The 25,533-nt window shown below is 71.1% G+C and carries 18 protein-coding genes; 10 read left to right on the top strand and 8 right to left on the bottom strand.

Annotation, left to right across the window (positions count from 1 at the left end):
- Window positions 1–72 precede the first annotated feature (72 nt).
- The gene (locus IPQ09_10520; GenBank protein MBL0194636.1) at window positions 73–438 is read left to right on the top strand and encodes a hypothetical protein; all 366 of its coding nucleotides are present in this window, start codon (window positions 73–75) and stop codon (window positions 436–438) included.
- Window positions 439–840: 402 nt separating this feature from the next.
- Here IPQ09_10520 and alaS read toward each other — a convergent pair whose 3' ends face one another.
- The 3 genes from alaS to IPQ09_10505 all read right to left on the bottom strand — a co-directional run bounded on the left by alaS (window position 841) and on the right by IPQ09_10505 (window position 5,809).
- On the bottom strand, window positions 841–3,561 hold the full coding sequence (gene alaS, locus IPQ09_10515; protein MBL0194635.1) for an alanine--tRNA ligase: 2,721 nt from the start codon (window positions 3,559–3,561) through the stop codon (window positions 841–843).
- Window positions 3,562–3,651: 90 nt separating this feature from the next.
- Window positions 3,652–4,794: a glycosyltransferase family 4 protein gene (locus IPQ09_10510; GenBank protein MBL0194634.1), complete on the bottom strand. Its 1,143-nt coding sequence runs from the start codon at window positions 4,792–4,794 to the stop codon at window positions 3,652–3,654.
- Window positions 4,795–4,957: 163 nt separating this feature from the next.
- On the bottom strand, window positions 4,958–5,809 hold the full coding sequence (locus IPQ09_10505) for a HEAT repeat domain-containing protein (GenBank protein ID MBL0194633.1): 852 nt from the start codon (window positions 5,807–5,809) through the stop codon (window positions 4,958–4,960).
- A 223-nt stretch (window positions 5,810–6,032) separates the two neighbouring features.
- On the opposite strand from IPQ09_10505, the gene IPQ09_10500 reads away from it, so the two are divergent.
- From IPQ09_10500 to IPQ09_10485, 4 genes are read left to right on the top strand one after another with little or no spacing between them, the layout of a single operon-like run.
- On the top strand, window positions 6,033–7,223 hold the full coding sequence (locus tag IPQ09_10500) for a TerB family tellurite resistance protein (protein ID MBL0194632.1): 1,191 nt from the start codon (window positions 6,033–6,035) through the stop codon (window positions 7,221–7,223).
- 5 nt (window positions 7,224–7,228) lie between these two features.
- The gene (locus tag IPQ09_10495; protein MBL0194631.1) at window positions 7,229–8,191 is read left to right on the top strand and encodes a MoxR family ATPase; all 963 of its coding nucleotides are present in this window, start codon (window positions 7,229–7,231) and stop codon (window positions 8,189–8,191) included.
- Window positions 8,188–9,840, top strand: coding sequence for a DUF58 domain-containing protein (locus IPQ09_10490; GenBank protein ID MBL0194630.1), 1,653 nt, complete (start codon window positions 8,188–8,190; stop codon window positions 9,838–9,840). The genes IPQ09_10495 and IPQ09_10490 overlap by 4 nt, the downstream gene beginning before the upstream one ends.
- Complete coding sequence (locus tag IPQ09_10485) at window positions 9,837–11,186, top strand: hypothetical protein (GenBank protein ID MBL0194629.1); 1,350 nt, start codon at window positions 9,837–9,839, stop codon at window positions 11,184–11,186. The genes IPQ09_10490 and IPQ09_10485 overlap by 4 nt, the downstream gene beginning before the upstream one ends.
- 25 nt (window positions 11,187–11,211) lie before the next feature.
- Here IPQ09_10485 and IPQ09_10480 read toward each other — a convergent pair whose 3' ends face one another.
- Window positions 11,212–11,937, bottom strand: a complete 726-nt coding sequence (locus tag IPQ09_10480; GenBank protein ID MBL0194628.1) for a glutamine amidotransferase — start codon at window positions 11,935–11,937, stop codon at window positions 11,212–11,214.
- Window positions 11,938–12,121: 184 nt separating this feature from the next.
- Here IPQ09_10480 and IPQ09_10475 point away from each other — a divergent pair, with 184 nt between their 5' ends.
- The gene (locus IPQ09_10475) at window positions 12,122–13,705 is read left to right on the top strand and encodes an HAD-IG family 5'-nucleotidase (GenBank protein ID MBL0194627.1); all 1,584 of its coding nucleotides are present in this window, start codon (window positions 12,122–12,124) and stop codon (window positions 13,703–13,705) included.
- Between the two features lie 12 nt (window positions 13,706–13,717).
- Here the strand turns inward: IPQ09_10475 and IPQ09_10470 are convergent, their stop codons facing one another.
- Complete coding sequence (locus IPQ09_10470; protein MBL0194626.1) at window positions 13,718–14,827, bottom strand: MFS transporter; 1,110 nt, start codon at window positions 14,825–14,827, stop codon at window positions 13,718–13,720.
- A 434-nt stretch (window positions 14,828–15,261) separates the two neighbouring features.
- On the opposite strand from IPQ09_10470, the gene IPQ09_10465 reads away from it, so the two are divergent.
- Both IPQ09_10465 and IPQ09_10460 read left to right on the top strand, forming a co-directional pair.
- Window positions 15,262–16,221, top strand: a complete 960-nt coding sequence (locus IPQ09_10465; GenBank protein ID MBL0194625.1) for a hypothetical protein — start codon at window positions 15,262–15,264, stop codon at window positions 16,219–16,221.
- 49 nt (window positions 16,222–16,270) lie between these two features.
- Window positions 16,271–18,607 (top strand): PQQ-dependent sugar dehydrogenase, encoded by a 2,337-nt coding sequence (locus tag IPQ09_10460; protein MBL0194624.1) that lies wholly within the window; start codon window positions 16,271–16,273, stop codon window positions 18,605–18,607.
- A 54-nt stretch (window positions 18,608–18,661) separates the two neighbouring features.
- On the opposite strand, the gene IPQ09_10455 is transcribed toward IPQ09_10460, so the two are convergent.
- On the bottom strand, window positions 18,662–19,294 hold the full coding sequence (locus IPQ09_10455; protein MBL0194623.1) for a 1-acyl-sn-glycerol-3-phosphate acyltransferase: 633 nt from the start codon (window positions 19,292–19,294) through the stop codon (window positions 18,662–18,664).
- 291 nt (window positions 19,295–19,585) lie between these two features.
- Between IPQ09_10455 and IPQ09_10450 the strand changes: the two genes are divergently transcribed.
- Complete coding sequence (locus IPQ09_10450; GenBank protein ID MBL0194622.1) at window positions 19,586–20,173, top strand: TetR/AcrR family transcriptional regulator; 588 nt, start codon at window positions 19,586–19,588, stop codon at window positions 20,171–20,173.
- Window positions 20,174–20,255: 82 nt separating this feature from the next.
- Here IPQ09_10450 and IPQ09_10445 read toward each other — a convergent pair whose 3' ends face one another.
- Both IPQ09_10445 and IPQ09_10440 read right to left on the bottom strand, forming a co-directional pair.
- On the bottom strand, window positions 20,256–21,281 hold the full coding sequence (locus IPQ09_10445) for a hypothetical protein (GenBank protein MBL0194621.1): 1,026 nt from the start codon (window positions 21,279–21,281) through the stop codon (window positions 20,256–20,258).
- A 176-nt stretch (window positions 21,282–21,457) separates the two neighbouring features.
- Window positions 21,458–23,242 carry an AMP-binding protein gene (locus IPQ09_10440; GenBank protein ID MBL0194620.1) on the bottom strand — a complete coding sequence of 595 codons (1,785 nt, stop codon included), beginning with the start codon at window positions 23,240–23,242 and terminating at the stop codon, window positions 21,458–21,460.
- Between the two features lie 142 nt (window positions 23,243–23,384).
- On the opposite strand from IPQ09_10440, the gene IPQ09_10435 reads away from it, so the two are divergent.
- Entirely contained in the window at window positions 23,385–25,379 is a 1,995-nt protein-coding gene (locus IPQ09_10435; GenBank protein MBL0194619.1) for a YgiQ family radical SAM protein, read from the top strand.
- Window positions 25,380–25,533 lie beyond the last annotated feature (154 nt).

Raw genomic sequence — 25,533 nt, 5'->3', positions numbered from 1 at the left:
GGCGTCTTGACGCTCAGCGCCGCCCTCGTTCAAAAACGTGCCGGACGACGCGCAGATGCTACCCTTCCTCAAATGGGCCCTGGCGCGCTCCTACGGACGCTCGAGTCGCTAGCGCGCGCCCTCGGCGTGGAGGTCCGCGCCGAGCTCGGGCGGGCACGGGGTGGCGGTCCGTCACGTGGGGGCGCCTGCAAGCTGAACGGGCGGATGGTGGTCTTCGTCGAGGCGTCGGGCTCGTCGTACGAGCGCGCGTGCGTGGTGACCAGCGCGCTGACCGGGCTCGACTTGTCCGGCGTGCCGGTGAGCGAGGAGGTCGCGGCGTTCCTGCGGGCCCGCCCGCGTCCGGCGCGGCTGGTGCCCCTGGAGCAGTTCAGGCCCCTCGCGAAAGCCCGCGCGCGCCTCCGTCGCCACGCGAGCGCCGCCGATGCCGCCGACCACTAACTAACTAACTAACTAACTAACTAACTAAGCTAGTCCCCTGGAAGCGTGATCCCTTCCAGAATTCGCGCGGGTTCGGCCGTTCGCCACAAGGGAGCGAGGGGGTGTCCCGTTTTCGGCGGCGGTGGGAGGATACTCATGTTCGAGGGTCGGCGTTCTCGCGCGGTCACACCCGAAACCACTGTCCCCTGAGCGCAAAGCGCCGCCTCCACCGCGCGGAACGACGTCCGAGTTGAGGACGGGCCCGCCGCCGCCGAAAACGGGGCACCCCCTCGCTCCTCGGCATGACACCGAGACCGGACTTCTGATACGAACCACGACTCCAGGGGACTAGCGCACCGCCGCCGGAGCGGCGGAGACGCCAGTTTCTTCAGCTCTTGCTCTTTTTACGATTTGGGGCGCCCGCTACCCTTGAGTGAGCGCGTCGAGCGCCGCGAGGGCCTCATCGAGCTTGTCGATTTGGGTCCCGCCGGCCTGCGCCATGTCGGGGCGACCCCCGCCGGAGCCACCAACGACCGCGGCGACCGGGCGAATGAGCTCGCCCGCTTTGAAGCGGCCCATGAGCCCCTTGGAGACGGTCAAGACGAGCTGCGCCTTCGGTCCGTTCACCGAGCCGAGCAGCACGATCGACTCCCCGAGCTTGTCCCGGAGCTTCTCGGCCATCTCGCGGAGAACCGCGCCATCTGGCGCGTCGACGCGGGCGGCGAGCACCTTCCCGAACGACCGCGCGCTCGCGCGCCCCGACAGGTCGTCGAGGGCTCCACCCCCGGAGGTGCCGCCCGCCGCCCCGCCTCCCATCGCGAGCTTTCGCTTGGCGTCGGCGAGCTCCTTCTCGAGCGCCCGCGAGCCCTGGACGAGCTTGTCGAGCTTCTCGCCGAGCTCCGCGGGAGAGGCCTTGAGCGTCGCCGCCGCCGACCGCACCTGCGCTTCGAGCCGCTGGACGTACGCGAGCGCGTTCGCGCCCGTGACCGCCTCGATGCGCCGCACGCCCGCCGCGATGCCGGCCTCGGAGACCACCTTGAACAGCCCGATCTCACCGAGCGCTCGCGCGTGAGTGCCACCGCAGAGCTCGACGGAGTCGGGGGTCATGGTCAGCACGCGCACGACGTCGCCGTACTTCTCGCCGAACATCGCGACGGCGCCGCGGGCGCGCGCCTCGGCGATCGGGAGCACCTCGGTGACGACGGGCGCGTTGCCGAGGATCTTCCCGTTCACGAGGCCTTCGATCCGCGCGATCTCTTCCTGCGAGACGCCGCGGCCGTGGGAGAAGTCGAAGCGGAGGCGGTCCGGGCCGACGAGCGAGCCCTTCTGGGTCGCCTGCTCGCCGAGCACGGTCCGGAGCGCCCAGTGGAGCAGGTGCGTCGCCGAGTGGTTGCGCCGCGTGGCCGATCGCGCCGCGTGCTCGACCGCGCCCCGCAGGGTGTCGCCCGTGGCCACGGCGCCGGCATCGATACGTGCATGATGCACGAACAGGCCCGCGAGAGGCTTCTGCGTATCGCGCACTGTGACCGTCGCGCCGCCCGCCTCGGCGGAGGTGAGCGCGCCCGCGTCGCCCAGCTGGCCGCCGGACTCGCCGTAGAACGGCGTGGCGTGGAGAACGATCGCCACCTCGTCGCCCGCTTCGGCCCGCGCGATTTCGGCGCCGTCTTTCACGATCGCGAGCACGGCGCAGGAGCCCTCCTCCGCGTCGTAGCCGAGAAACCGGGTGGAGGCCGCGGCGCCTAGGCGCTCCTTCACGGCGTGCCACACGTCGTCGAGCGCGCGGTCGCCCACCTTGGAGCCCTCGCTGCGCGCCTTCTGGGCCTCGAGGGCGCGGTCGTAGCCCTCCTGGTCGACCGAGAGCTCACGCTCGCGCGCGATGACGCAGGTGAGGTCCAGGGGGAAGCCGAACGTGTCGTAGAGCTTGAACGCGACGTCGCCGGCGAGGGTGTCCTCGCCCCGCCCTCGGAGCCCGGCGATCTCGTCGTCGAGGATGCGCAGCCCGCGGTCGATGGTCTCGCGGAAGCGCACCTCTTCTTGCTCGGCGACGCTCGCGATGATGGATCGGCGCTCGACGAGCTCCGGGTAGCTGCCTCCCATCTGCGAGACGACCTCGAGCGCGACGTGGTGCAAGAAGGGCTCGCGGATGCCGAGACGGTGTCCGTGGCGAATCGCGCGGCGCATGACGCGGCGGAGCACATACTCCCGGTCGCCGCGGTCGGGGAACACGCCCTCCGCGATGAGGAACGCCGTGGTGCGGGCGTGATCGGCGATGACCCGCATCGACACGTCGTCGTCGCCGAGCGTGCCGCCATAGGGCTTCTTCGCAAGCTCGGCCGCCTTCTCGACGAGCGCTCGCAGGAGGTCGGAGTCGTAGTTCGAGCGCTTGCCCTGGAGCACGCTCGCGGCGCGCTCGAGCCCGGCGCCCGTGTCGACGCAGGGCTTGGGCAGCGCGTCCATCGCGAAGCCGCCCTCCACCTTCCTGCGCTCGAACTGCATGAACACGAGGTTCCAGATTTCCATCCAGCCGATTCCGTCGGGGCCAGGCTCGTCGCCGAAGGTGCCGAGCGTGGGCTCGCCGTCGCCGGTGTAGAAATGGATCTCGGTGCACGGGCCGCACGGGCCCACGTCGCCCATCGACCAGAAGTTGTCCTTGGCGCCCATGCCGATGATGCGGTCGTCGCCGAGCCCGGTCACCTTCCGCCAGAGCCCCCGCGCGTCGTCGTCGGCCGCGAGGTCACCCTCGCCGCCGAACACGGTGATGACGAGGCGGTTCTGGGGGATGCCCCACTCGCGCACGAGGAGGTCCCACGCGTGGACGATGGCCTCCTCCTTGAAGTAGTCGCCGAAGCTGAAGTTGCCGAGCATCTCGAAGAAGGTGTGGTGACGCGCGGTCACGCCCACGTTCTCGAGATCGTTGTGTTTTCCGGAAATACGAATGCACTTCTGGCTGGACGTCGCGCGGGTGTACGGGCGCGTCTCCTTGCCGGTGAACACGTCCTTGAACGGCACCATCCCGGCGGCCGTGAACATCAGCGTCGGATCGTTCTGCGGCACGATGTTCGAGGACGGGCAGACCTCGTGGCCGCGCTTCCGGAAAAAGTCGAGGAACGAGGAGCGGATCTCGGAGCCGGGCTTGTCGAACATGGCAAGGGGCGTCTACCACTTCCTGGCGAGCGCGGGAACGCCCCCCGCTCGGGTCGACGCGAGAGGCGTCCACGACGGCCACGCTCGCTCTCAGGCGGGCGCCACGCCGAGCGCGCGCTCGTAGAGGGCGTCGTGAGCGCGCGCGACCACGGAGGGGGTGAAGCGCTCGCCGTAGAGCGTTCGCCCGAGCTTGGCCGCCTCGAGGGCGGCGCCGGGGGCGAGCAGGCCGACGACGGCCGCGGCGAGGCGCTCGGGCGCGCCGGGTGGCACCTCCGAGGCGGCGGGGGCGAGCTCCTCCAGCGGGCCCCCGGCGGCGACCACGAGGGGGACGCCCAGCGCGAGGGCCTCGAGGAGCACGAGCGGCACGTCGACCTTGCCGTACAGATCGTCGACGGGGAAGGCGACGACGTCGCTGGCGCGCAGGAGCGCCGGCATGTCGGGCACCTCCCCGAGGTACCGCACCCGCGGGGCGAGGCCGAGGCGCTCGACTTCGCGCTGCAGCTCCGCCTCCGCGACCGCCGCGCGGGGCGTCTTGGCGCGGCAGGCGAACACCGCCGTGAGGTTGGGCACCTCGGCGAGGACGCGGGGCAGCGCGGCGACCACCGTCCGCGCGCCCTGGGAGAACTCGTAGTCCCCCGGGTAGAGCACGACCTTGCCGCGGAGGTCGTGCCGCGCGCGCAGAGCGCGGACCACCCCTTCGGCTGGCTCGGCCGGGGCCGCGGCGCACGGTGGGATGACATGGATGGGCGCGCGGGTCGCCCCCGCGTCGACGAGTCGTCGGCGGGTCCACTCGCTGAGGGCGATGATGTGGTCGCCGAAGAGCAGGCGCGACACCCCCTCGAAGGTGCGCGGGGCGCTCGCCACCGTCTGCACCACGGGCCCGCGAAAGCCGCTGAGCCGGCGGACGCGCTTGGCGGCGAGCGCGGCGCCCGACGACGCGGCGTTGGGCGCGAAGATGAAGTGCCAGAGGTCCAGTGGATCGCCGCGAAGCAGGCGCGCGAACACTCGAGTGTTCGCGGCGAACGGCGGCGTAAACCGAGATGCCGCCGAGTACACCGGCTCGACGCGGACCCGCGGCGGGAGGCTCGACGCGCGCGCGAAGGCCTCGGTGCTCATCACCGTCGGCGTGACGCGCTCCAGGTGCGCGGCCACGTCGCGGACCAGGTTCTTCGAGCCGTCGTGCCAGGGGGGGGCGACGGGCTTGGACACGAAGAGGACGCGCGGTGAAGGCACGCGTGCATCCTATACCGCCACCGGGGGCTCGGGCGGTTCAAGGCGAGACCTCGCCTGCGGCTCGGGCCCGCCTTCGACCATCGTTCGCCCCTTCGGGGCGCACCTCAGGTTCATGCCTTGCCCCTTGGGTCGCCTGGCGTGGGCACGCCGCTCACCGACGCGGCTACTTCGACGCGCCCGCCAGCGCGCCCTCTGCGCCGCGGAGCGCGCTCTCGACGGCGCTGCCGACCACCTGGCTCTCGAGCTCGGCGAGCCGCGCCTGGCTGGTGAGGACCGCTGGCGTGTCGGTGCCCGTGGAGCTCCCGCGGAGCGTGGCCTTCAGCGCGTGCGACGGCACCGCCCTGACGACGATCTCCACGTGCGCGGCGAGCGAGACCCCACCAGGGGCGCTCGACCGCGCCAAGCGCGAGAGCTGCCCATCGAGCAGGAGGACCGGGAGCTTGCGGTCGACCGCGCTCGCGTAGAGCGGGTCGGCGGGCCCCTCTAGCAGCACGGCCCCGGCAACGAACGAGGCGCGCGCGCGCGTCGTGGTCGCCATCACGGCCGAGAGCGCGGGGTTCGTGTTGCTCGTGGCGTTCACCATCCTCCCGACCTGCAGGACGAACCTCGCGCGCTTGAGCGCCATCGCCCGGAGGTCGGCGCGCGCGCCGTGGAGGCGCTCCCGGACGCGAGGCGAGGTCTCGACCGCGAGGCGCCGCTCGATCGCGGGGACCGCCGCGGGATCGGCGAGGGCGACGAGGGCGACGCTGGCCGCGAGCCGGACCGCCTCTGCGGGATCCTGGAGCGCTCGCTCGAGCTCGGCGCGGGCCTCGGGTGTGTGGCTGCGCCCAAGCCGAAGGAGCTGAGCGATTCGGACGCGGTTGTCGCCGTCGCCGGTCGAGGCCTGCTCGGCCCGCGCCGCCCCGGTGTGGGCAACGAAGAAGCCAAGCAGCGCCGCGAGCGCCAGGCCGGGGAGGCCGGGGAGGCCGGGGAGCCTCGGGCCGAGCGTGGCGGGTGTGGAGCGCGGGGTCGGCATGGTCAGGCCGCACGTCCCCCGAAGGGCGCGCGTTGCACCGGCGTGGTGCAGTGCAAGGGTGGGCTCGAAGCGACCCACGCGCAAGGCGTCACACGACGAGCCGCGAAGAACGCGCGGGCGAGGTCGTGCGACAGGGGGGGGTGTAGGCGCGGTCGGGCACGATGCGCCCCGCGCGGCGCGACTCCATGACAGCGCGCGCGAGAACCCGATACCATCTCACGAGATGCGTGGTTCCGCTGTCGAGCTGCTCGACGACTGCCCTCACTGCCTCCTCGAAGGCGGCCTCGTCGAGACCTACGACGCGCGTATCGCGGCGTGTCGCTTCGGTGTGCCGGCGCGGGTGTGGTGCAAGCTGTGCGGCGTCACCAAGGTGGGCCGCGTCGCGGCCGCGCAGCTCGCGAGGGACCTCTCGCTCGTGCAGGGCAACCGCTGCCCCGCGTGCCTCGAGGAGCTCGCCCCCGAGGCCCTCGACGTGCGCCGATGCGCGGCGTGCGGCGCGCACGCAGCGCTGCTGGACGAGCGCGGCGCGACCGATCTCCGCTCGCGGGAGGCGCTGGTGACGCAGCTCGACGCCTGGGCCGTCCGCGACGGTTTCCCCGATCTGGCCGCGCTCGTCTCGGCCACGTTCGTCGCGCCCGACCTCGACGCGCTGATGGATCTCGTCCTCGCGCAGAGGCCGCTCGAGACCCTCGCCGATCCGTTCTCGCTGGGGGGCCGCGCCGGCGGCGGGAGCGCGAGCGCGCCGAGCCCCGAGGCCCCGAGCCGCCCGAAGAGCCAGCGCGCCCCGCCCTTCCGCGTCGTGCCGAGCACGATCCCGCCGCCCAACGGCGGCGCACCGGTGGCGGACGGCGCCTGGCCCACGCCTCACGCTCCCCACGCGCCTCTCGCGCCTCCCGCGCGCGCGCGCACATCCCCGGACTCCCCTGCGCATGCGCAGGCCGAGGCGGCCCCGCCTCCCCCGCCCCCTCCCGGCCCCCTCGACGACGCGCCGCCCCAGTCCGCGCCGCCCCGCGCCATTCTGTTCCCGCTCGTGTCGGTCGTCGCTGCCGACGGCGAGGTGCACGCGGCGGAGCGCGCCTTCGTCGACGCGTTCCTCGCGACCGAGGGCATGGCGCCCCTCCAGGACGACGAGTTCCGCGTGTACACGCCGGCCGAGGCCGCGCGGTACGTCCCGAAGGAGCGGCGGGAGAAGATCGTCGAGCTCATGTGCGAGCTCGCCGCGGTGGACGGCCTCGGGGACGAGGCCGAGCTCAGGGTGGTACGCGCGTACGCGGCGGCGTGGCGCGTCCCGGAGGAGAAGGTCGAGACCTGGCTCTGGGGATACGAACACGCGCAGGCCTCGGCGGGCCGACAGTTCTGGCTTCGGATACGACGCTTCCTGCTCTCTTCCCGATGGGAGAAACCCGACCCTTGAACGCCATGCCTCCTCACGTCGCGCCCGCCAACCCGGCCTTCGACGCTTCTCACCTTCAGCAGCAGTTCCGCGCCGTCATGGCCTCGATGCGCTCGGTCATCCTGGGCAAGGACGACGTCATCGCGCGCGTCCTCTGGTGCGTCGCCGCGAGCGGGCACGTGCTCTTCCGAGACGTCCCCGGGGTGGGCAAGACCGTGCTCGCGCGCGCCTTCGCGGCGAGCGTCGCGGCGAAGTTCAAGCGCATCCAGTTCACCCCCGATCTGCTCCCGATGGACGTATCCGGCGCGAACATCTTCGACATGCGTCAGAAGACGTTCACGTTTCAGCCGGGGCCGGTGTTCACCAACGTGCTGCTCGGCGACGAGATCAACCGCGCGCCACCGAAGACCCAGTCGGCGCTGCTCGAGGTGATGGAGGAGCGCCAGGTCACCGTGGAGGGCACCACCCACAAGCTCGAGGCGCCGTTCATCACGATCGCGACGATGAACCCGCTCGACGACGAGGGCACCTACCCGCTCCCCGCCGCGCAGCTCGACCGCTTCATGATGATGCTCTCGGTCGGCTACCCGGACGAGCTCGCCGAGACCAAGATGCTCGAGGTCCACCTGGGCGCCACCGCCGCGCTGTCCGAGGTGACGCCGGTCGTCACGAAGGAAGACGTGCTCCTCTGGCAGCAGACCGTCCCGCGGATCTACGTCTCGCCGGAAATCCGCAGGTACCTCGTGGCCATCATGCGGGCGCTGCGCTCGGACCACCGCAACCTCCGGTCGGTCTCGCCTCGATCGACGCTCCTGCTCGCGCGCGCCTGCCAGGCCAGGGCGCTCTTCGAGGGCCGCGCCTTCGTCGCCGTGGAGGACGTCAAGGTGCTCGCGCCCGACGTGCTCGGCCACCGCGTCCTCACCGCCGACTCTCAGGTGGGGCGCGAGTTCGTGGCGCAGTGCACCGAGCGTGTGCCGGCCCCCGCATGACGTTCTTCAAGCTGCTCCGCGCCGGCTTCCACGGCCTCCTCCTCTTCCTGCTCCCGTGGGCGGTGGGCGGGCTCTCGTCGATGGTCTTCGACACGAGCGAGGTACAGGACTCGGGCGGCGAATTTGCGACGTATTTCGCATACTTAACCACCCCCCTCTTCTTCGCCCAGCTCGTGGGCATCTCGGTCAAGGTGGGCCGCGAGCGGCGAGCGCTGCGCGTCGCCGGCAAGCCGCCGTTCACCGCGCTCGTGGAGGCCCTCGATCGCCACGTGCGCGTGATGACCGCCCGCGGCATCTCGCTCGCCATCACCTCCCTCATCGCCGTCGGGCTCGCGCTCTCGGCAAAGTGGGCGCAGCTGGGCGTCATCGCGGTCGCGGGCCTCGGCCTGAACTACCTCTTCGCGACCGCCGCGACCCTGGTGTCCGCGTTCAGCGTGCGGGCCTTCGACGACCGGGTGAGGCGAGGCCGCGGCTCCATCGAGCGCGAGCTGCAGCCCGCGGTAGTCGACGCCGGCGACGCCGTGGTCGAGCGCTTCACGCTCGCCCGTATCCCGGTCCCGCCGGGCTTTCGCCTCCACATCGAAGAGACGCTTCCCCGCAGGCTCGGCGGCGACACGCGCTTCGCGCTGGACCGATCGGTCTCTCGCACCGACACCACCGTGTCGGCCCCCCTCCCGCGCACGCCGCGCGGGGTGTACGAGCTTGGGCCCGCCGAGATCTGGTACGAGGACGTGCTCGGCCTCACCCGCGTGCGGGTCGCGGCGCGCGCGGTGGCGAGCCTCCGGGCGCTTCCGCGGCTGCGCCCCCTTCAGCTCGACAAGAAGCCGCGCTCCTTGGCCAAGGCAGAGGGCTCGCTCAGCATGCTCTCGCGCCGCCCGACCGAGGAGCACTACGGCGTGCGCGCCTACCTCCCCGGCGACGACCTCCGCCGCGTCCACTGGAAGCTCAGCGTCAACACGGGTCAGCTCCAGGTGCGCGTGCCCGAGTCGGTGCCGTATGCGCCGCGCAAGGTGCTGCTCGTGCTCGACAGCTACCTCCCCGAGGCCGACGGTGCCCGCGAGGAGCACCTCGAGGCCCTGCTCGATCTCCTCGTCGAAGGGTGGATCGCGCTGGCGCACACCCTGGCGAAGCGCGGCGAGAAGGTGAGCCTCGCGGTCGCCGCGCGCGGCCCAGGAGGCACCGTCCAGCTCCACGAGATGGTCGCGAAGCGAGGCGAGGAGCGGAAGTGGCGGGCCCTCGGCGCAGACGTGGCTTGGCAGAATCACTTCCCGCTCGACGCCTTCCCCCGCCCGGGCGGCGACATGTCCGCCATCTTCGTGAGCGCAGGGTTCGGCCCCGCCGCGCAAGCGATCGGACCAGGCGCGAGCGTGATCTACGCCGATCCGTCCGTGATCGACCCGCGCGAGATCATGGCGACGCAGAAGGAGCTGAGCGCCCTCGGGAAGCTCCTGTTCTTCAAGTATCCCGTCGGCGCGGACGACAATCGCACCGACCTGCTCGGGCTCTTCAAGGGGAAGCCCTCGCCCAACGTCGCCGCCGCGCGCGCCGCGGAGGGCGCTCGCTACGCCACGCAGCTGTCGCACGCGCGAGGTGCGCACGTCCTGCGGCTCCGGCGTGCCGGACCGAACCTCGCGCTGGAGGGGACATGACCACGCCCGTCGGCCACTGGCACCCGTCGCTCCTCGAGTCGGTGAAGCTCGCGTGGCGTCCCCTGCTCGCCTACTTCCTCTTCGCGGTGTTCGGGTTCGGCGCCTTCGTTCTCACGATCATCTCGTACGAGCGGGGTGACTCCCTCGAGGTCATTGGGGCCGTGCTCGCGGGCCTCGCGGGGCTCGTGACCGGGCAGTTCATCGCGCTGCTCCGCTTTCGCACCATTCCGGTGCTCATGGCGGGCTTCTTCCTGATGTGGGTGGGTGTCTACGTCGGCCTGCTCGGGCACGTCGATCTGCCGAAGGTGCTCCTCATCGGGACCTTCTTCTTCTGCTTCGCCCTCCCGAGCGGGATGCTCTCGCTGCACCACCGGTTCGAGCTGCTCGGCGCGTTCTGGCCGTCCGTCGGGTGGATAGGCGCGGTGATGATCATCCTCAACAACGAGGGTCGCGTCTCGAAGTGGGAAGAGAGCAAGATGAGCGCGTGGATGCCAATCCCGCTGCTCCTGCTTGGGGGCTTCCTCGTGGGGCTGCTCTTCTTCATGGCGTCGAAGCAGGCGATGCGCGTCTCGATCTGGGAGTCGCTCTCGGGGGCGACGTCGCGGCGCGTCCAGAAGAAGGCGACGGTCTCGGCGCTGCCGCGGAAGAACGTCCTGCCGCTGCTCGGCGCGGCGCTCCTCGTGTTCGCCTTCACCGCGGTGCTCGCGCCCTACCTTTGGCGCACGGGCAAGGGCGATCGCAAGGGCCACCAGCACGCGGGCAAGCCGACCGAAGAACCCAGCGAACCGTCCGACGGAGGGGAGCCACGCCCGAGCCCCCGCGGCCCCAAGTTCGATGAAGAGGCGATCCGCCAGGCCATGCAGCGCGCCGCGAGCTCGGCGAAGTCGGCCGCGCAGACGCTCTGGCCGCTGCTGCTCCTCGCGCTCTTCTATCGGCCGGTGAAGCGCGCGCTGCTGACGAGCCACCTCGTGACCCCGATCTTCCCCACCCCACCGAGCGAGCGCATCGAGAACCTGTGGGAGTACGTGAGGATCGCCGCAGAGGACGCCGGCACCCTCCCGCTCGCCTCCGACTCCGTCGAGCAGTTCGTCGAGCGCGCGGTCGCCCCGCCGACCCCGGAGGGGACACCCGAGGCGCCTCCGCCCCAATCGCCGGCACCCCCGGTGGAGCCCCACTCGCCGCTCGCGGAGGCGGCCCGCATCTACGTGCGCACGCGCTACGGGTTCGTCGTGGCCCCCGGTGACGCGCTCGGCATGAAGCGCGCCGCAGTGCCGGCGGCGAAGGCGCTGCGGGTCCGCATGAACGCGTGGGACCACGTGAAGGCGTGGTGGCGACCCCTGGCGTAGGGTCGCGGCGCGCTCGCGGGCAGCGCTAGGGACGAGCCACCAACTCTGTCACGAAGTTGCGGAGCACGGAGACGCCCGCAGGCGTGTCTGTGGCCTCGGAGAGGATGGCGTCGGCGTCGAGGCCCTCCGCCTCGAGGAGCGGTCTCCGCAACGTGACCCACTGGCGCATGGCGTCGCCGTCTATCTCGGGGTGAAACTGCACCGCGCGCACGCGCGGGTGCTCGGCGAGCGCGAAGGCGGCGTGGGGCTCCAGCGCGGTGGTGGCGAGGATCCGCGCGCCCCTCGGCAGCCGCGCGACCGTGTCGACATGAGTGGTGTTCACGGAGAACGCGGCGCCAAGGCCCGCGAAGAGCGGATCGTCGCCGAGGCGACGCGCGACGCGGGTCCCCATCTCTCGCCCGCGGGGGTTCTGCGTGACGTGCCCACCGAGCGCCTGGGCGAGGATCTGGTGGCCGAAGCAGACCCCGAGGACCGGCGCGTCGGCCGCGACGCACTCGCGGAGGTACGCTTCGTAGCGGAGCATCCAGGGGGCGCGCTCGGTGACGCTGTGGCTCGAGCCCGTGAGGACGAAGCCGGCGACGGCGCGGGGATCGGGCAGCGGCGCGTCGACGCGGACGTCGTGCTCGACCCACGCATCGGCGCCGGGCCACGCGTCCCCCACGTGACCGCGGAACCAGCCCAGGTACTCGCCGCGACGCGCGGCGATGGGAGGAGGCACGTCACCGGAGCGGAGGACGACGAGGGGGCCCATCTCGCCCGTGTAGCACTTCCCAGCGCACCGCACCGCGCGAACGGGCCGAGGCCGCTCGACTTGAAAGAGCTCGAGCGCCGTGGGATCCTGAGCGCGCTGCCTGCGGCGCTCCGCGCAGGCCCACGGGAGGGCGCAGGCGGCCAGCCTGCGCAGGGGCGAACCCGAGAATGCGAGAACCGACAGGATGACCAACGACGACAAGGCCGCGTCCGAGAGCGGCGCGACCGGGAGCGGCGACGCGACCGCGAGGCTCCGGCGCGACGCAGGCGGCGCGACGCCCGACGCCGCCGGGACCGGCGGGCAGCTCTTCCTGCCGCTCGACGACTTCCTCACCCGCGACCGGCCTCCGCGCATCGCGCGGCAACAACGTGTATTCTGCAATCGCAACCTGCGGCTCGCGCACATCGCGTGGGTCGGCTTCGACATGGACTACACGCTCGCCATCTACAACCAAGCCGAGATGGACCGTCTGTCGATCGAGGCGACCCTCAAGAAGCTCATCGCGCGCGGGTACCCCGAATTCATCCAGAGCGTCACGGTGCCGACCGACTTCGCCGTGCGCGGGCTGCTCATCGACAAGCGCTTCGGGCACGTCCTGAAGATGGACCGCTACAAGAACGTGAGCAAGGGCTTCCACGGCTTCCGCGAGCTGTCGCGCGACGAGATCCGCGCGCTCTATCACTCGAAGAAGATCCGCCCGGCTACCCCGCGCTACCACTGGATCGACACGCTCTACGCGCTCAGCGAGGCGGTGACCTACGCGTCGCTCGTGCAGGCTCTCGAGGACCGAGGGTTCGCGGTCGACTACGCGAAGCTCTTCACCGATATCCGAGAGTGCATCGACGAGGCGCACCGGGACGGCACGATCCTGGACGCCATCGCCGCCGATCTTCCCCGCTTCGTGCTCCGCGACGCGGACCTCGCGCCGACGCTCCACAAGCTACGGAGCTCGGGCAAGCGCCTCTTCCTGCTGACCAACTCGCGATGGGCCTACACCGAGCGCATGATGACGTACCTGCTCGGCGGCAGCATGAACGAGTACCCGTCGTGGCGGAACTTCTTCGACGTCGTCATCGTCGCGGCGACCAAGCCCGCCTTCTTCCAGGAGCGGCGACCGCTGCTGGAGCACGAGGGCGACCGCACGAAGCCGGCGGCCCTCCCGCTCGAGCGGGGAAAGGTCTACGAGGGAGGCAACCTGCAGGAGCTCGAACGCGCGATGGGCGTCGCGGGCGATCAGGTGCTCTACGTGGGCGATCACATTTACGGCGACATCCTCCGGTCGAAGAAGGACTCGGCCTGGCGCACGGCCATGATCATCCAGGAGCTCGAGACCGAGGTCTCGGCCTACGAGTCGTGCCGCGACGACCTCGAGACCCTCTCGCGCCTCGAGGAGCTGCGCGAGCGTCACGAGGACGATCTGCGCTTTTATCAGGCGCGCATCAAGGATCTCGCTCGGCAGCTCGACCGGGATCCGAGCGACAGGCTCGAGGCCGAGCGCGCCCGCGTGAAGCGCGCGGTCGAGCGCATCCGCGGCGTGCTTCGCCACGTGGAGTCCGAGTCGCTGGCGATCGAGCGCCGCGCCGACGCGCGCTTCCACGCCTACTGGGGCTCCCTCATGAAGGACGGCAACGAGCAGTCGAGCTTCGGAAAGCAGGTTGACGAGTACGCGTGCATTTACACCTCGCGCGTGTCGAACCTCGGCGCCTACTCGCCGACGCAGTTCTTCCGGAGCCCTCGCGACGTGATGGCGCACGAGATCGGCGAGTAGCGGCTCCGCGCATCAGCGCGGCCTCCCTCGCTCCCACGCCATCATCGCCACCGCGGAGACGGCAGCGAGCGCGGCGCCCGCGCCGAGCGCCGTCAGCGGCCCGCGCGCCTGCCAGAGTGCCCCCGTGAGCACGCCGGCGGGCACCGCCGCGATGCCCACCAGGAAGTGGTAGAGGCCGTACGCGCGACCTCGCAGGGCCACTGGCGCGAGGTCCTTCACCAGCGCCTTCTCCGCGGGCTCCGTGAGGCCGTAATAGGTGCCGTAGACCACGAAGAGGCCCCACACGTGCCACGGTCGCGTCGCGAGCCCGAAGCCAAGGTAGGTCACCGAGTAGACGAGCCACCCCGCGACGATGAGACGCGCCCGCGGCACCCGGTCGGACAGATCGCCGCCGAGCGCCGAGCTCGCGAGCTTCGAGACATGAAGCGCCGTCCAGAGCAGCGGCAGCGACGCCAGCGAGACGCCTAACTCCCGCGCTCGGAGGAGCAAGAACGCGTCGGACGAGTTGCCGAGCGCGAAGACCCCCAAGATGCCAAGCGCGACGCGCAGCCGCGTCGGCAGCCGGGGCGCGCTCGGAGCGGCGGTCTCCGAGGGGAGCGCTCCCTCCTGCGGCGCGCTCTCCCCGCCGGGGCTCGCGCGCTCGCGCAGGGCCAAGACCGCGACGACGGAGAGCGCTCCGGGGACCAACGCACACAAGAACACGCTCCGCACGGAGAGCCCCGACGCGAGGAGGCCGGCAGCGACGAGCGGTCCGACCACGGCGCCGGCGTGGTCCATCGCCCGGTGGAAGCCGAACGCGCGCCCAGACTCGCTCGCGGGGACGGCGCTCGCGAGGAGCACGTCGCGAGGCGCCGAGCGGATCCCCTTCCCGACGCGGTCCGCCAGGCGTACGCCGAGCACGTGCCAGGGCGCGGTGGCGAGCGCCATCAGCGGACGCACGAGCGCAGAGAGTCCATAGCCCACGAGCACGAGCGGCTTCTTCGCGGGCGCGCGGTCGACGAGCGCGCCCGCGGCGAGCTTGAGGAGGCTCGCCACGGCGTCGGCGAGGCCCTCGACGAGTCCGAAGAACGTGGGGCTCGCGCCGAGGGCCGCGACGAACGCGGGCAGCAGCGGGAAGACCATCTCCGTGCCCACGTCGGTGAGGAAGCTCGTGAGGCCAAGCAGCAGCACGGTCGCCGGCAGGCGTGCGCGGGCTGCGCGATCCGGAGTGCCTTCGTCGTTCACGACCCACCGATCCCGACCGCCGGCGCGAGCTTCTCGTCGCGCGCGAAGCCGCGCGTCGTGCGGAGCGCAGGCGCTGTGAGACGCATACGCACACCGTAGCAGGCCTCCAGGCTCGTTCGCGCGACGCGCGACGCAAGCGCCGGGCGGTGCTACGCTCGCGAGGGCTCACGAGAGGTCCTATGAACCGTCGACGCGCGTTGGGGTGGGCTGGGGGGTGGGCTGGGGGGTGGGCTGGGGGGTGGGCTGGGGTGCTGGGCGTCGCGCTCGGCGCGCCGAGCGCGTGCGGAACGGAGGAGCCGCTCCCTGCCCCGGGCGGCGCGGACGCCGCCGAAGTGACGCCCTCTCCACTCGACGCTTACGCGCCGGCGCCCGCGGACGCGCCGACCGACGGCTCGCGCGACGCGGGCCCGGGCGCCTCCGACGCCGCCCCCGACGCGCCCGATGCCCTGGACGCAGCCCCGGACGCGACCCCCGACGCCGCCCTCGACGCCCAAGACGCGGCTCCCGACGTCGTCGTCGACGCTGGGCCGCCGAGGCCCGTCGTCTTCTCGGTGATGGGCGACGTGCCCTACACCGCCGCCGACGATCCGACGCTCCAGGCGCAGATCGTCGCCCACAACATGCTGAGCCCCTCCTCGTTCATGGTGCACGTCGGTGACATCAAGTCGGGGTCCACGGCGTGCGACCAGGCCGTGTACCTGAAGGTGGCGGGCTTCCTCCGCGCGCTCACGGCGCCTACGTTCATCATCCCCGGCGACAACGAGTGGAACGACTGCGCCGACCCCGACACCGCGTGGGGCTACTGGACCGGCTCCTTCGGGCGCTTCGAGTCTCTCTGGCCTGCCGCGCCCGTCGTGGCTCGACAGGCCACGCGCGACGAGAACTTCGCGTGGGTCGATCAGGGCGTGTTGTTCATCGGGATCAACCTGGTCGGTGGGCGCGTGCACGACGCCGCCGAGTGGGCGACTCGGCTCGCCGACGACGCCACGTGGATCGATACCCAACTCGCGCTGCACGGCGCCTCCGCGTACGCGATGGTGCTCTTCGCGCACGCCGAACCCACAGCGAACCACGCGCCCTTCATGACACGCTACCGAGCGGCCGTGGGCGCGTGGGGGAAGCCGGTGCTGCACCTCATGGGCGACGGGCACGTGTGGCGGATGGACCGACCGTGGGCCGAGCAGAACATCCTCCGCGTGGAGGTCGAGCCCGGCGGCGCCGCGCAGCCGATCCAGGTCACCGTGTCGTCGACCGCGCCCCAGCCTTTCACGATCAACCGCGCGCCCTACTGACACCGCAATACGCGTTGTCCACGCAGGCGCTCCGTGAAAGCCTCTCCGGATGCGGGCGAGTGCTCACCGACGTGCCGGTCTTCGGGTTGCAGGCCCCCTCCTCGCGGCGGTCGTCGCGTCAGGCACGGCGGGCGCGTGCGGTGACACCGCGCCGGGCGGCGGCGACGGCGGCGCGGCCGAGGGCGGCGCCGTGACCGACGCGACGGTGACGCCGCCCGGTTCCGACGCGGCCGACGCGGCTGACGCGACGGTCGCAGACGCCAAGCCCGACACGAGCGACGGCGCGGTCGGCCCCACGCGTGCGCCGTTCGGCCTCGACGCTCGCCCGGCGAACCCCACGTGCCGGCTGCCGACCCGGCCCGCCGCGCCGACCCGCTCGCTGCGCCTGACACGCGTCTTCGCGAGCGCGGGTCTGGTCGAACCCCTGGCGATGGCCCAGATCCCGGGCGACCGAACGCGGTTCTTCTTCCTCGAGCGCGGCGGCAGGCTCGTCTCCGTCGCCGGGCCGGGCGCGACCTCGAAGACCGTGGTCGCGACCTTCCCCGACACGGACACGGAGGGCGAGGGTGGCGCGCTCGGCCTCGCGTTCCACCCGCGCTTCGCCCAGAACGGGTTCGCGTACGTGTCCTACACGCGCGCCGGCGTCCTGGGAATGGAGTCCCTCATCGTGCGCCTCCGGTCCACCGACAACGGGGTCACGTTCGGGCCGCCGACGATCGTCCTGGGGCCCTTCGAGCAGCCAGCCTCGAACCACAACGGGGGAGATCTGCACTTCGGCCCCGACGGCCTCCTGTACGCGAGCTTCGGCGACGGGGGCGGGCAAAACGACCCGCTCGGCAACGGGCAACGCAAGGACACCTTCTTCTCCAAACTCTTGAGGATCGACGTCGACACTCCGAGCCCGCCAAACGCGTACTCCATTCCGGACGGGAACCCGTGGAAGGCCGGGGGCGGCGAGCCGGCGACGTTCGCCTACGGCTTCCGAAACCCCTATCGCTTCAGCATCGACTCCGTGACGGGGGACGTGTGGGTCGGCGACGTCGGCGAGGACACCTGGGAAGAGCTCAACAAGGTCGTGGCGGGGGGCAACTACGGGTGGAGTCGGCGCGAGGGCCCTGAGTGTTTCCCGCCGGGCGCGACCTGCAGCACCGCGGGGCTCGAGGACCCTATCGTCTCGCTCCCCCACGCCGACGCGTTCGCCGTGGCGATCGTCGGCGGCCCCGTCTACCGCGGCGCGAAAATGCCGGGGCGCGTCGGACAGGTCCTCTTCGCCGACGTGCTCAGCAAGCTGTTCTCGCTCCGCACCGATCCCGCCACGGGCGTGGCGTCGTGGACGCAAGAGGTCCCGGACTTCCCCCTGGAGCCCGTCGTCGCGATCGTGGAAGACGACGCGAAGGAGGTCTACTTGCTCGCCTACACGAACGAGGTGTACGCGATCGACGAAGAGCCCGGACCACCCGCGACCACCACTTTTCCCGAGAAGCTCTCCGACACGGGCTGCTTCCAGAAGAGCAACCCGAAGCTGCCCGTCTCTGCGATGATTCCCTATTCGCCGAACAGCCCCTTTTGGTCCGACGGGGCCGAGAAGGAGCGCTACTTCGCGATCCCGGACGGCGCAAAAATCACCGTCACGGCGTCGGGAGACTTCGACTTCCCCATCGGCACGGTATTGGCAAAGAGCTTCCGTATCGCTGGCAAGCTCGTGGAGACTCGCCTCTTCGCTCGCCACGACGACGGCGAGTGGGGTGGGTACAGCTACGAGTGGAACGACACGGAGACCGACGCGACCCTGCTGCCCGCCGGCAAGGTCAAGACCGTGGGGACCACTGCGTGGACCTACCCGAGCCGAGGTGACTGCTTCCGCTGCCACACGGCGGCGGCGGGCCGCTCCCTGGGGCTCGAGCTCGGGCAGCTCAACGGCGACGGCGTGTACCCCTCCACCAACCGCATCTCGAACCAGCTCCGGACGCTGGACCGCGCGGGCTTCTTGACGGCACCGCTGCCCGACCCGGCCACGCTCGTGGCCTATCCCCCACCCTTCGAAGCTTCAGCTGGAAGCTTGGAGGCGCGCGCGCGCTCGTACCTTCACTCGAACTGCTCGAACTGCCACCGGCCGGGCGGTACCGCGCGCGGCAACTTCGATTTCCTCTACGCCTCCACCCTGGCCGGCAGCCGTATGTGTGGGGCCACCCCGGTCGCGGGCGATCTCGGCGTCGCAGGCGCGAAGGTCCTCGATCCGAGCAAACCGGCGACGTCGCTCTTGTCCCTGCGAATGCGCGCACCCGCCGCATGCCGCATGCCGCCGCTCGCGACCCGGCAGGTGGACGCCCAAGGCGCGCTGCTCGTCGACGATTGGATTCGATCGCTCGCCACGTGCCCCCCCTGACGGCGTGCGCGCTGCTACGACGGGCCGCTGCCACCCGACGGGAGCCCGCCCTCGCTACGCCGTGCCCCACCGCGGCGTCTGCCCGAAGAGACCGGGGCGCAGCGCCGGCTCCATGCCGACCGAGACCTCGCTCGTGCGCTCCGGGTGCTTGCCCGTGACATCTTTGTAAAATGCACGAATCTGCCGCATGTCCTTGTGCAGGTCGCCGGTCGGGTAGAAGAGCGTGCCGAGACCCGAGGTCTTCTTGGCGTAGTCGAGGTACCCGAGCACCACCGGAACGTCGGCCGCGCGGGCCATGTAGTAGAAGCCGGTCTTCCAGCGGTCGGCGCGGCGGCGCGTGCCCTCGGGCGCGACGATGAGGAAGAGATCGTCGTGCGCGCGGAGCAGGTCGGCCACCTTCGTGACCATGTCTTTGGTCTTGGCGCGGTCCACCGGGAGACCGCCGGTCCAGCGCATGAAGCGTCCCATGAGCGGGTTCTCGAAGAGGGTGTGCTTGCCCACCCAGCGCATCTCCACGCCGAGCACCGCGGCGGTCGCCAGGGTAAATGGCCAGTCCCAGGCAGACGTGTGGGGCGCCGCCACCACCACGGCCTTGCGCACGGCCGGCGCCTCGCCCTCGACCCGCCAGCCGAAGGCCCCGAGCCACGCACGACCCAACCAATACGCGACGCCACGCCGTCGCTTCATGGCGACACCTCGCCCGAGGCTCGGGCCCGCCATCGACCTTCGTTCGCCCCTGCGGGGCTCACTTGCCGGTTCATGGGGCGTGATTGTGGGCCCGGGCACTCTGCGGCGCTGTCACGCGTGCGTCATACGCGCGCGATCGCTCAGGAAGTGGCCGCACGCGCCGCCCGGACTCAGCGAGAGGACCACCCGAACGACCCACGCCGCCGGCCCCCCCGGGGCGCGGCGCACAGAGCCCATCCGCAAGGACGTGACGTGGAACACCGGACCGAGTAGACACGGCCGCTCACGCGAATGGACAAGACCGAGCGACGCCAGCAGATCCTCGCTCACGCCCGCGAGGTGTTCGCGCGGCGAGGGTATCACGCCGCGAAGATCGACGAGATCGTCGCGGCCGCGGGGGTCGCGCGGGGCACGTTCTACTCGTACTTCGACGACAAGCGCGCGGTGTTCGAGGAGCTCGTCGACCACGCCTTCGTGCGGCTCGGCCTCGCGTTCGTGAAGGTGGACCCCGCCGATCCCTCACGCACGGTGGCCGCCCAGATCCAGGAGAACATCGAGAACATCGTCGCCACGCTGCTCGAGGACCGCGCCACCACGAAGATCCTCCTCAGCGACGCGGTTGGCCTCGACCCCGACCTCGATCGCCGCCTGCTCAACTTCTACGAGCAGGTGGGCAACGTCCTCGAGGAGGCCTACCGCGACGGTCAGGCGCTCGGCGTCGTGGCCCCGGGCGACGTGCGCATCTTCGCGCTCCTCACCTTGGGCGCGATGAAGGAGCTGTTCTACCAGGTCGTCATGCGCGGCCTCGACTACCCCCAGGATCGCATCGTCGCCGAGATGTACGCGTTCCTCTGCCGCGGCGTGCTGCGCGTCGACTGACCGGCGAGGCGCGGAGCAAAAGCGCTACGGGCGCCCGGCTCGTGGAGCGGGGCGCCCGATGTCGACGTTACGACGACGGCGCTCAGCGCGCGCAGGGCTCGGACCAGCGGCCGAGCCAGACGCCCTTCGCGTCGGTCTTGTCGTAGCCGGCGCTGTAGAAGCCCTGCAGCCGGCCGCCTTCGCCCGCGGCCCGGTTGCCCCACAGCCCGCCGAGCGACCCGTCGCCATACGTGCCACCGAACAGGCCCTTATGCGCGCCCTCGTTCGTGATGTACTTGCCGAAGAAGAGGTTCTTGTCTGCCTGCTTGGCGTGGCCCCAGATGCCCTTCGCGCGGCCAATCCGCGTGCCCGCGTCGTCGTAGATCGAGGCCTTCAGCTTGCCGAGGCCCGGCTTCACGCGCGACCAGTGGCCGAACGCGAACCCGTTGGAGCAGCCCGGGGCGTCGGGGAACCCCACCCACGCGAGGCCGTTGCGGCCGTCACCCAGCGGCTTGACTCCGCCCACGTCGCGCGCGAGCGACGTGAGGTCGATGTCGGCGTTCATCGCCGCGGTGTTGAAGTGGAGCTTGGCGCCTCCCGGCGGCACGGCCACGCGCAGGACGAGCCCGTCCACCGCCGGGTAGGTGCGCGAGGTGAACGAGACGGTGCGCGGCTCCGTGCGCGGCGCGACCGCGTCCTTCTCGTCGAAGCGGAGCGTGCTCGACACGCCCACCACGCCGGCGTCCACCGACACCGAGCCGGTCCAGTCGATCTTCTGCGGCACCACCTGGGTGTCGTCCGCGTCGTGCGGGCTCGGCAGGTGGCCCCAGAGCAGCACGAGCTTGTACGTGAGCGCGGCCCCCGGGAGGGCCGGCTTGTCTCCAGCGAGCGCGTCGAACGCCGGGAGCGAGGAGATCTCCTCATCGCCGAAGTCGGGCCGCTCGTCGGCCATCGTGAAGCCGCCGTTCTCCCGCGCGAGCGCCGACTCGATCGACGCGACCTCCTCCTCGTCGGCCTCCGGCGCACCCGTGTTCGCCGCGCAGCCGGAGGCGCCGAGCGACGCCAGCGACGCCAGCGCGAGGACGCACGCAGACGAGAGCGAGTGGGACAGGCGGGTCGAACGAATCATAGGAGGCTCCTTGCGCGGGTTGTGACCACCCCTCTGCGACCCTCGTGCCAGCCACGTCGAGCCCAATTTGCGGCTCATTTCCGCGGTCGGCGTTCACTCTCCAGGCCCGCTGCGGGTCCAGGTGAACTCGCGCGCGTCCACCCGGCCCCTCGCCGCCGCCCACAACGCGACGTACGTCAGTCGCCGGCGCCCTCGTACAGGGCCTCGATTTCAGCCTTGTACTTCTCGTTCACCACCTTGCGCTTCACCTTCATCGTCGGGGTGAGCTCGCCCCCCTCGATCGTGAGCTCGCCGGGGAGGATGGCGAATTTCTTGATGGTCTGTACCCGCGCGAGCGTGGCGTTCACGCCCTCGACGAGGCCCTCGAGGTGCTTTCGGAACACCGGGTCGGTGGAAGCCGACTCGACGTCGCGGGCCGAGCTCCCGCACTGCTGCGCGTCTGTGACCACCCGCTCCGCGTCGAGGGTGAGCAGGGCGGTCAGGAACTTGCGCCGGTCGCCGAGCACGACGGCCTGGCCCACGACGGGGATGGCCTTGAGCGCCCCTTCGATCACCTGCGGCGCTACGTTCTCACCGCCCGCGGTGATGAGCAGGTCCTTTTTGCGGTCGGTGATCTGGACGTAGCCCTCCTTGTCGAGGGTGCCGATGTCCCCGGAGTGGAGCCACCCCTCCTCGTCGATGGCCTCGCGCGTGGCCTGCTCGTTCTTCAGGTAGCCCTTGAACACGTGCTTGCCGCGGTAGCAAATCTCGCCGTCCTCTGCGATCTTCAGCTCGGTGCCGGGCACCTTCACGCCGCACTTCCCGGTCTTGTAGGCCTCGGGCGTGGAGAACGTGGCCGGGCCCGTGCACTCGCTCATGCCGTACACCTCGAGCAGCGGGACGCCGAGGCTGAGGAAGAACTCGAGCGTGCTGAGCGAGATGGGCGCCGCGCTCGTCACGCACACGCGCGCGCGGTCGAGCCCCAGGCGCTCGCGCACCTTCGAGAAGATGAGCTTGTTCGCGAGCGGGTAGAGGAATGGCTTCGTGTCCCCGCGCTGTTCGGCGTAGCCGCCCTCGAGGCCCACCTTCTTCGCCCACGCGACGAGCTTCTTGCGCAGGGGCGGCGCGGCGGCGCCGGCCGCCATCATCTTCGCCATCATCTTCTCCCAAACGCGCGGCACTCCTAGGAAATACGTCGGGCGCACCTCCCGCAGGTTGTCGGGGAGGGCCTCGAGGCCCTCCGCGAAATACACCGTCGAGCCGATCGCCATGGGCCCGTGGATGGTCAACATCTGCTCGGCGATGTGGCTGAGCGGCAGATAGCTGAGGCTCACGTCGTCAGCGTTGAAGCCGAGCTGCGCGGCGAGCGTCTCGGAGGTCCACACGGCGTTCTCCTGGGTGATCATCACCGCTTTCGGGTCGCCCGTGGTGCCCGACGTGTAAATGAGCGTGCACACGTCGCTGTCCTTCTGCGCGGCGGTGCGGGCGTCGAGGTCGGCCACAGGCGTCTTGTCGGCGAGCGCCAAGAACGCGTCCCACGAGAGGACGCCGTCGACCCCAGCGCGCGGGTTGCCCGTCATTTGGACGATCGCCAGCAGCCGCGGCAGCTCGGCCCGGATCTCGAGGAACTTCGCGACCTGCGCGTCGTTCTCGGCGAACGCGACCCGCGACTCCGAGTGGGCCGCGATGTACTGGCACTGCGCGGGGCTGTTCGTCGTGTAGATGCCGGCGGGCACGCCGCTCGCGAGGATGGCGCCCATGTTCGCGATGACCCACTCGGGCGAGTTGAACCCGAGGATGCAGACCGACTCGCCGGGGGCCATGCCGAGGTGCATGAGGGCTCGGGCCGCCTTTCGCGAGGCCTCGTAGTAGCCCGCCCAGGTGGTCGAGACCCACCGGCCTCCTCGCTTCACCTTCAGCGCGGCGCGCGCGCCGAGCTTCTCCACCCTGCTCACGAACACTTCGCTGATGCGCTTCCCCATGCCCGCGAGGGTATGCGACCTCGGCCGTGGTCGCGAGGGTTTCCGCGCGCATCGCTCGCTCGGCGGCCCAGGGCGGCCCGTGGCGGCGCGCGCGGCGAGCGCCACGGGCTATCCCCGCGCGCCGTGCTACGACCCGAAGCGCATGACGTCCCCCACCTTGGTCACCTTGGGCAAGAAGCGCCCCCAAGACACCGCGCCGCGGTTTCTCCCCACGACCCGCGCCGATCTCGACGCCCGCGGGTGGGACGCGCTCGACGTGCTCATCGTCACGGGCGACGCGTACGTGGACCACCCGGCCTTCGGCCCCGTGCTCATCGCGCGCTTCCTGGAGGGCCGCGGCTTCCGCGTGGGCGTGGTCGCGCAGCCGCGGTGGGACTCCCCCGACGACATCGCGCGCATGGGGCGCCCGCGGCTCTTCGTGGGCGTCGCGGCGGGCAACCTCGACTCGATGCTGAACCGTCTCACGGCGCAGAAGAAGACCCGGGGCGAGGACCAATACACTCCAGGCGGCAAGACCGAGGCCCGCCCCAACCGCGCGACCCTCGTGTACTCGAACCTGTGCCGGCAGGCCTTCCCCGGACTGCCCATCGTGCTCGGCGGCATCGAGGCCTCGCTCCGACGAATTGCCCATTACGACTATTGGTCCGACCAGGTGCGCCGCAGCGTGCTCCTCGACGCGAAGGCCGACCTGCTGGTGTTCGGCATGGGAGAGCGCCCAGCGTGGGAGATCGCGCGGAGGCTCCAGGCGGGCGAGCCCGTGTCGGCGCTCACCGACGTGCGGGGCACTGCGCACGTGAAGAAGAACAGACGCGAGTGGGAGCCGCTCCTCGCCGACGTGAGCCGCTACACGACCGACGGGAAGCTCCTCGTGCTGCCCTCCTACGAGGAAGCCCGCGACGACAAGGCCGCGTTCGCGCGCATGTCGCGGCTGCTCCAGTACGAGACCAACCCCCGCAACGGGCGGCCGATGCTCCAGCCGCACGGCGACCAGGCCGTGTACTTCAACTCGCCGGCGGCGCCGCTGACCGAGGCCGAGATGGACGGCCTCTACGACCTGCCCTTCGCGCGGCTCCCCCACCCCTCGTACACCGAGCGCATCCCCGCGTACGAGACCGTGAAGCACTCGATCGTGACCATGCGCGGGTGCTTCGGCGGCTGCACGTTCTGCAGCATCACGGAGCACGAGGGGCGGGTCATCCAGAGCCGTAGCGAAGAGAGCGTGCTGCGCGAGGTGCGCGCCCTCTCGCGCATGGACGGCTACCGAGGCGTGCTCTCCGACGTGGGGGGCCCTACGGCCAACATGTACAAGATGAGCTGCAAGGACGAGAAGACCGAGGCGAGCTGTCGGCGGCTCTCGTGTGTCTACCCGGGCATCTGCGAGAACCTCGTCACCGACCACGCGCCGCTCGTGTCGCTGCTCCGCAAGGTGCGCGCCGAGCCCACGGTGAAGAAGGCCTTCATCGCGAGCGGTGTGCGCTACGATCTCGCGGAGCGAAGCCCCGAGTTCATCCGCGAGCTCGCCCTTCACCACACCGGCGGGCAGCTCTCGGTCGCGCCCGAGCACTCGAGCGACAAGGTGCTCGCGAAGATGAAGAAGCCCTCCATCACGAGCTACGAGCGCTTCGCGACGGCCTTCTGCAAGGCGAGCGAGGACGCCGGAAGAGAGCAGTACCTCGTGCCCTATTTCATCACCGGTCACCCGGGCTCGACGCTGGCGGACACGGTCGAGCTCGCGCTCTATTTGAAGAAGCACGGAATGCGACCGCGCCAGGTGCAAGACTTCATCCCCACGCCGATGGCGATCGCCACTACCATGTTCTACACCGGCACGGATCCGCTCTCGGGCGAGCCCGTGTATACCGCCACCGACATGCGCGAGAAGCGCATGATGAAGGCGCTCATCTTCTACTGGGACGAGCAGCACTGGCCGCTCGCGCGCGAGGCGCTCGTGAAGGCCGATCGCGCCGATCTCATCGGGCGCGCGCCGCACTGCCTCGTCCCGCCCGACTATGGCGCGACGGCGTCCCGGGGACCGGCGCGACCCGCGACGCGACCGTGCGGCTCGAGCACGACGACGCCCCGGCGATCGCCGACCCGCGGCGGGCCCGGGGCGGGCGGAGGGCGACGGGGGCGCTAGTTCGTCGCCCGACGCGCTGCCGCGGACGCAAGGCGCGCGCGCAACGCGCAAGCCCTGCGCGACGGGGGGGCGCGAGCGCGAGGCACCGCCGTGGGGACGAGCGCCACCGTCGCCTGGATCGAGTACGATGCGCCGGCTGGCATCGCGGCTGCAA

This window comes from Myxococcales bacterium (genome assembly GCA_016720545.1).
GTDB lineage: Bacteria > Myxococcota_A > Polyangia > Polyangiales > Polyangiaceae > JAAFHV01.
The sequence above is the reverse complement of the archived record's forward strand: the minus strand, read 5'-3'. Positions and strand labels throughout refer to the sequence as shown.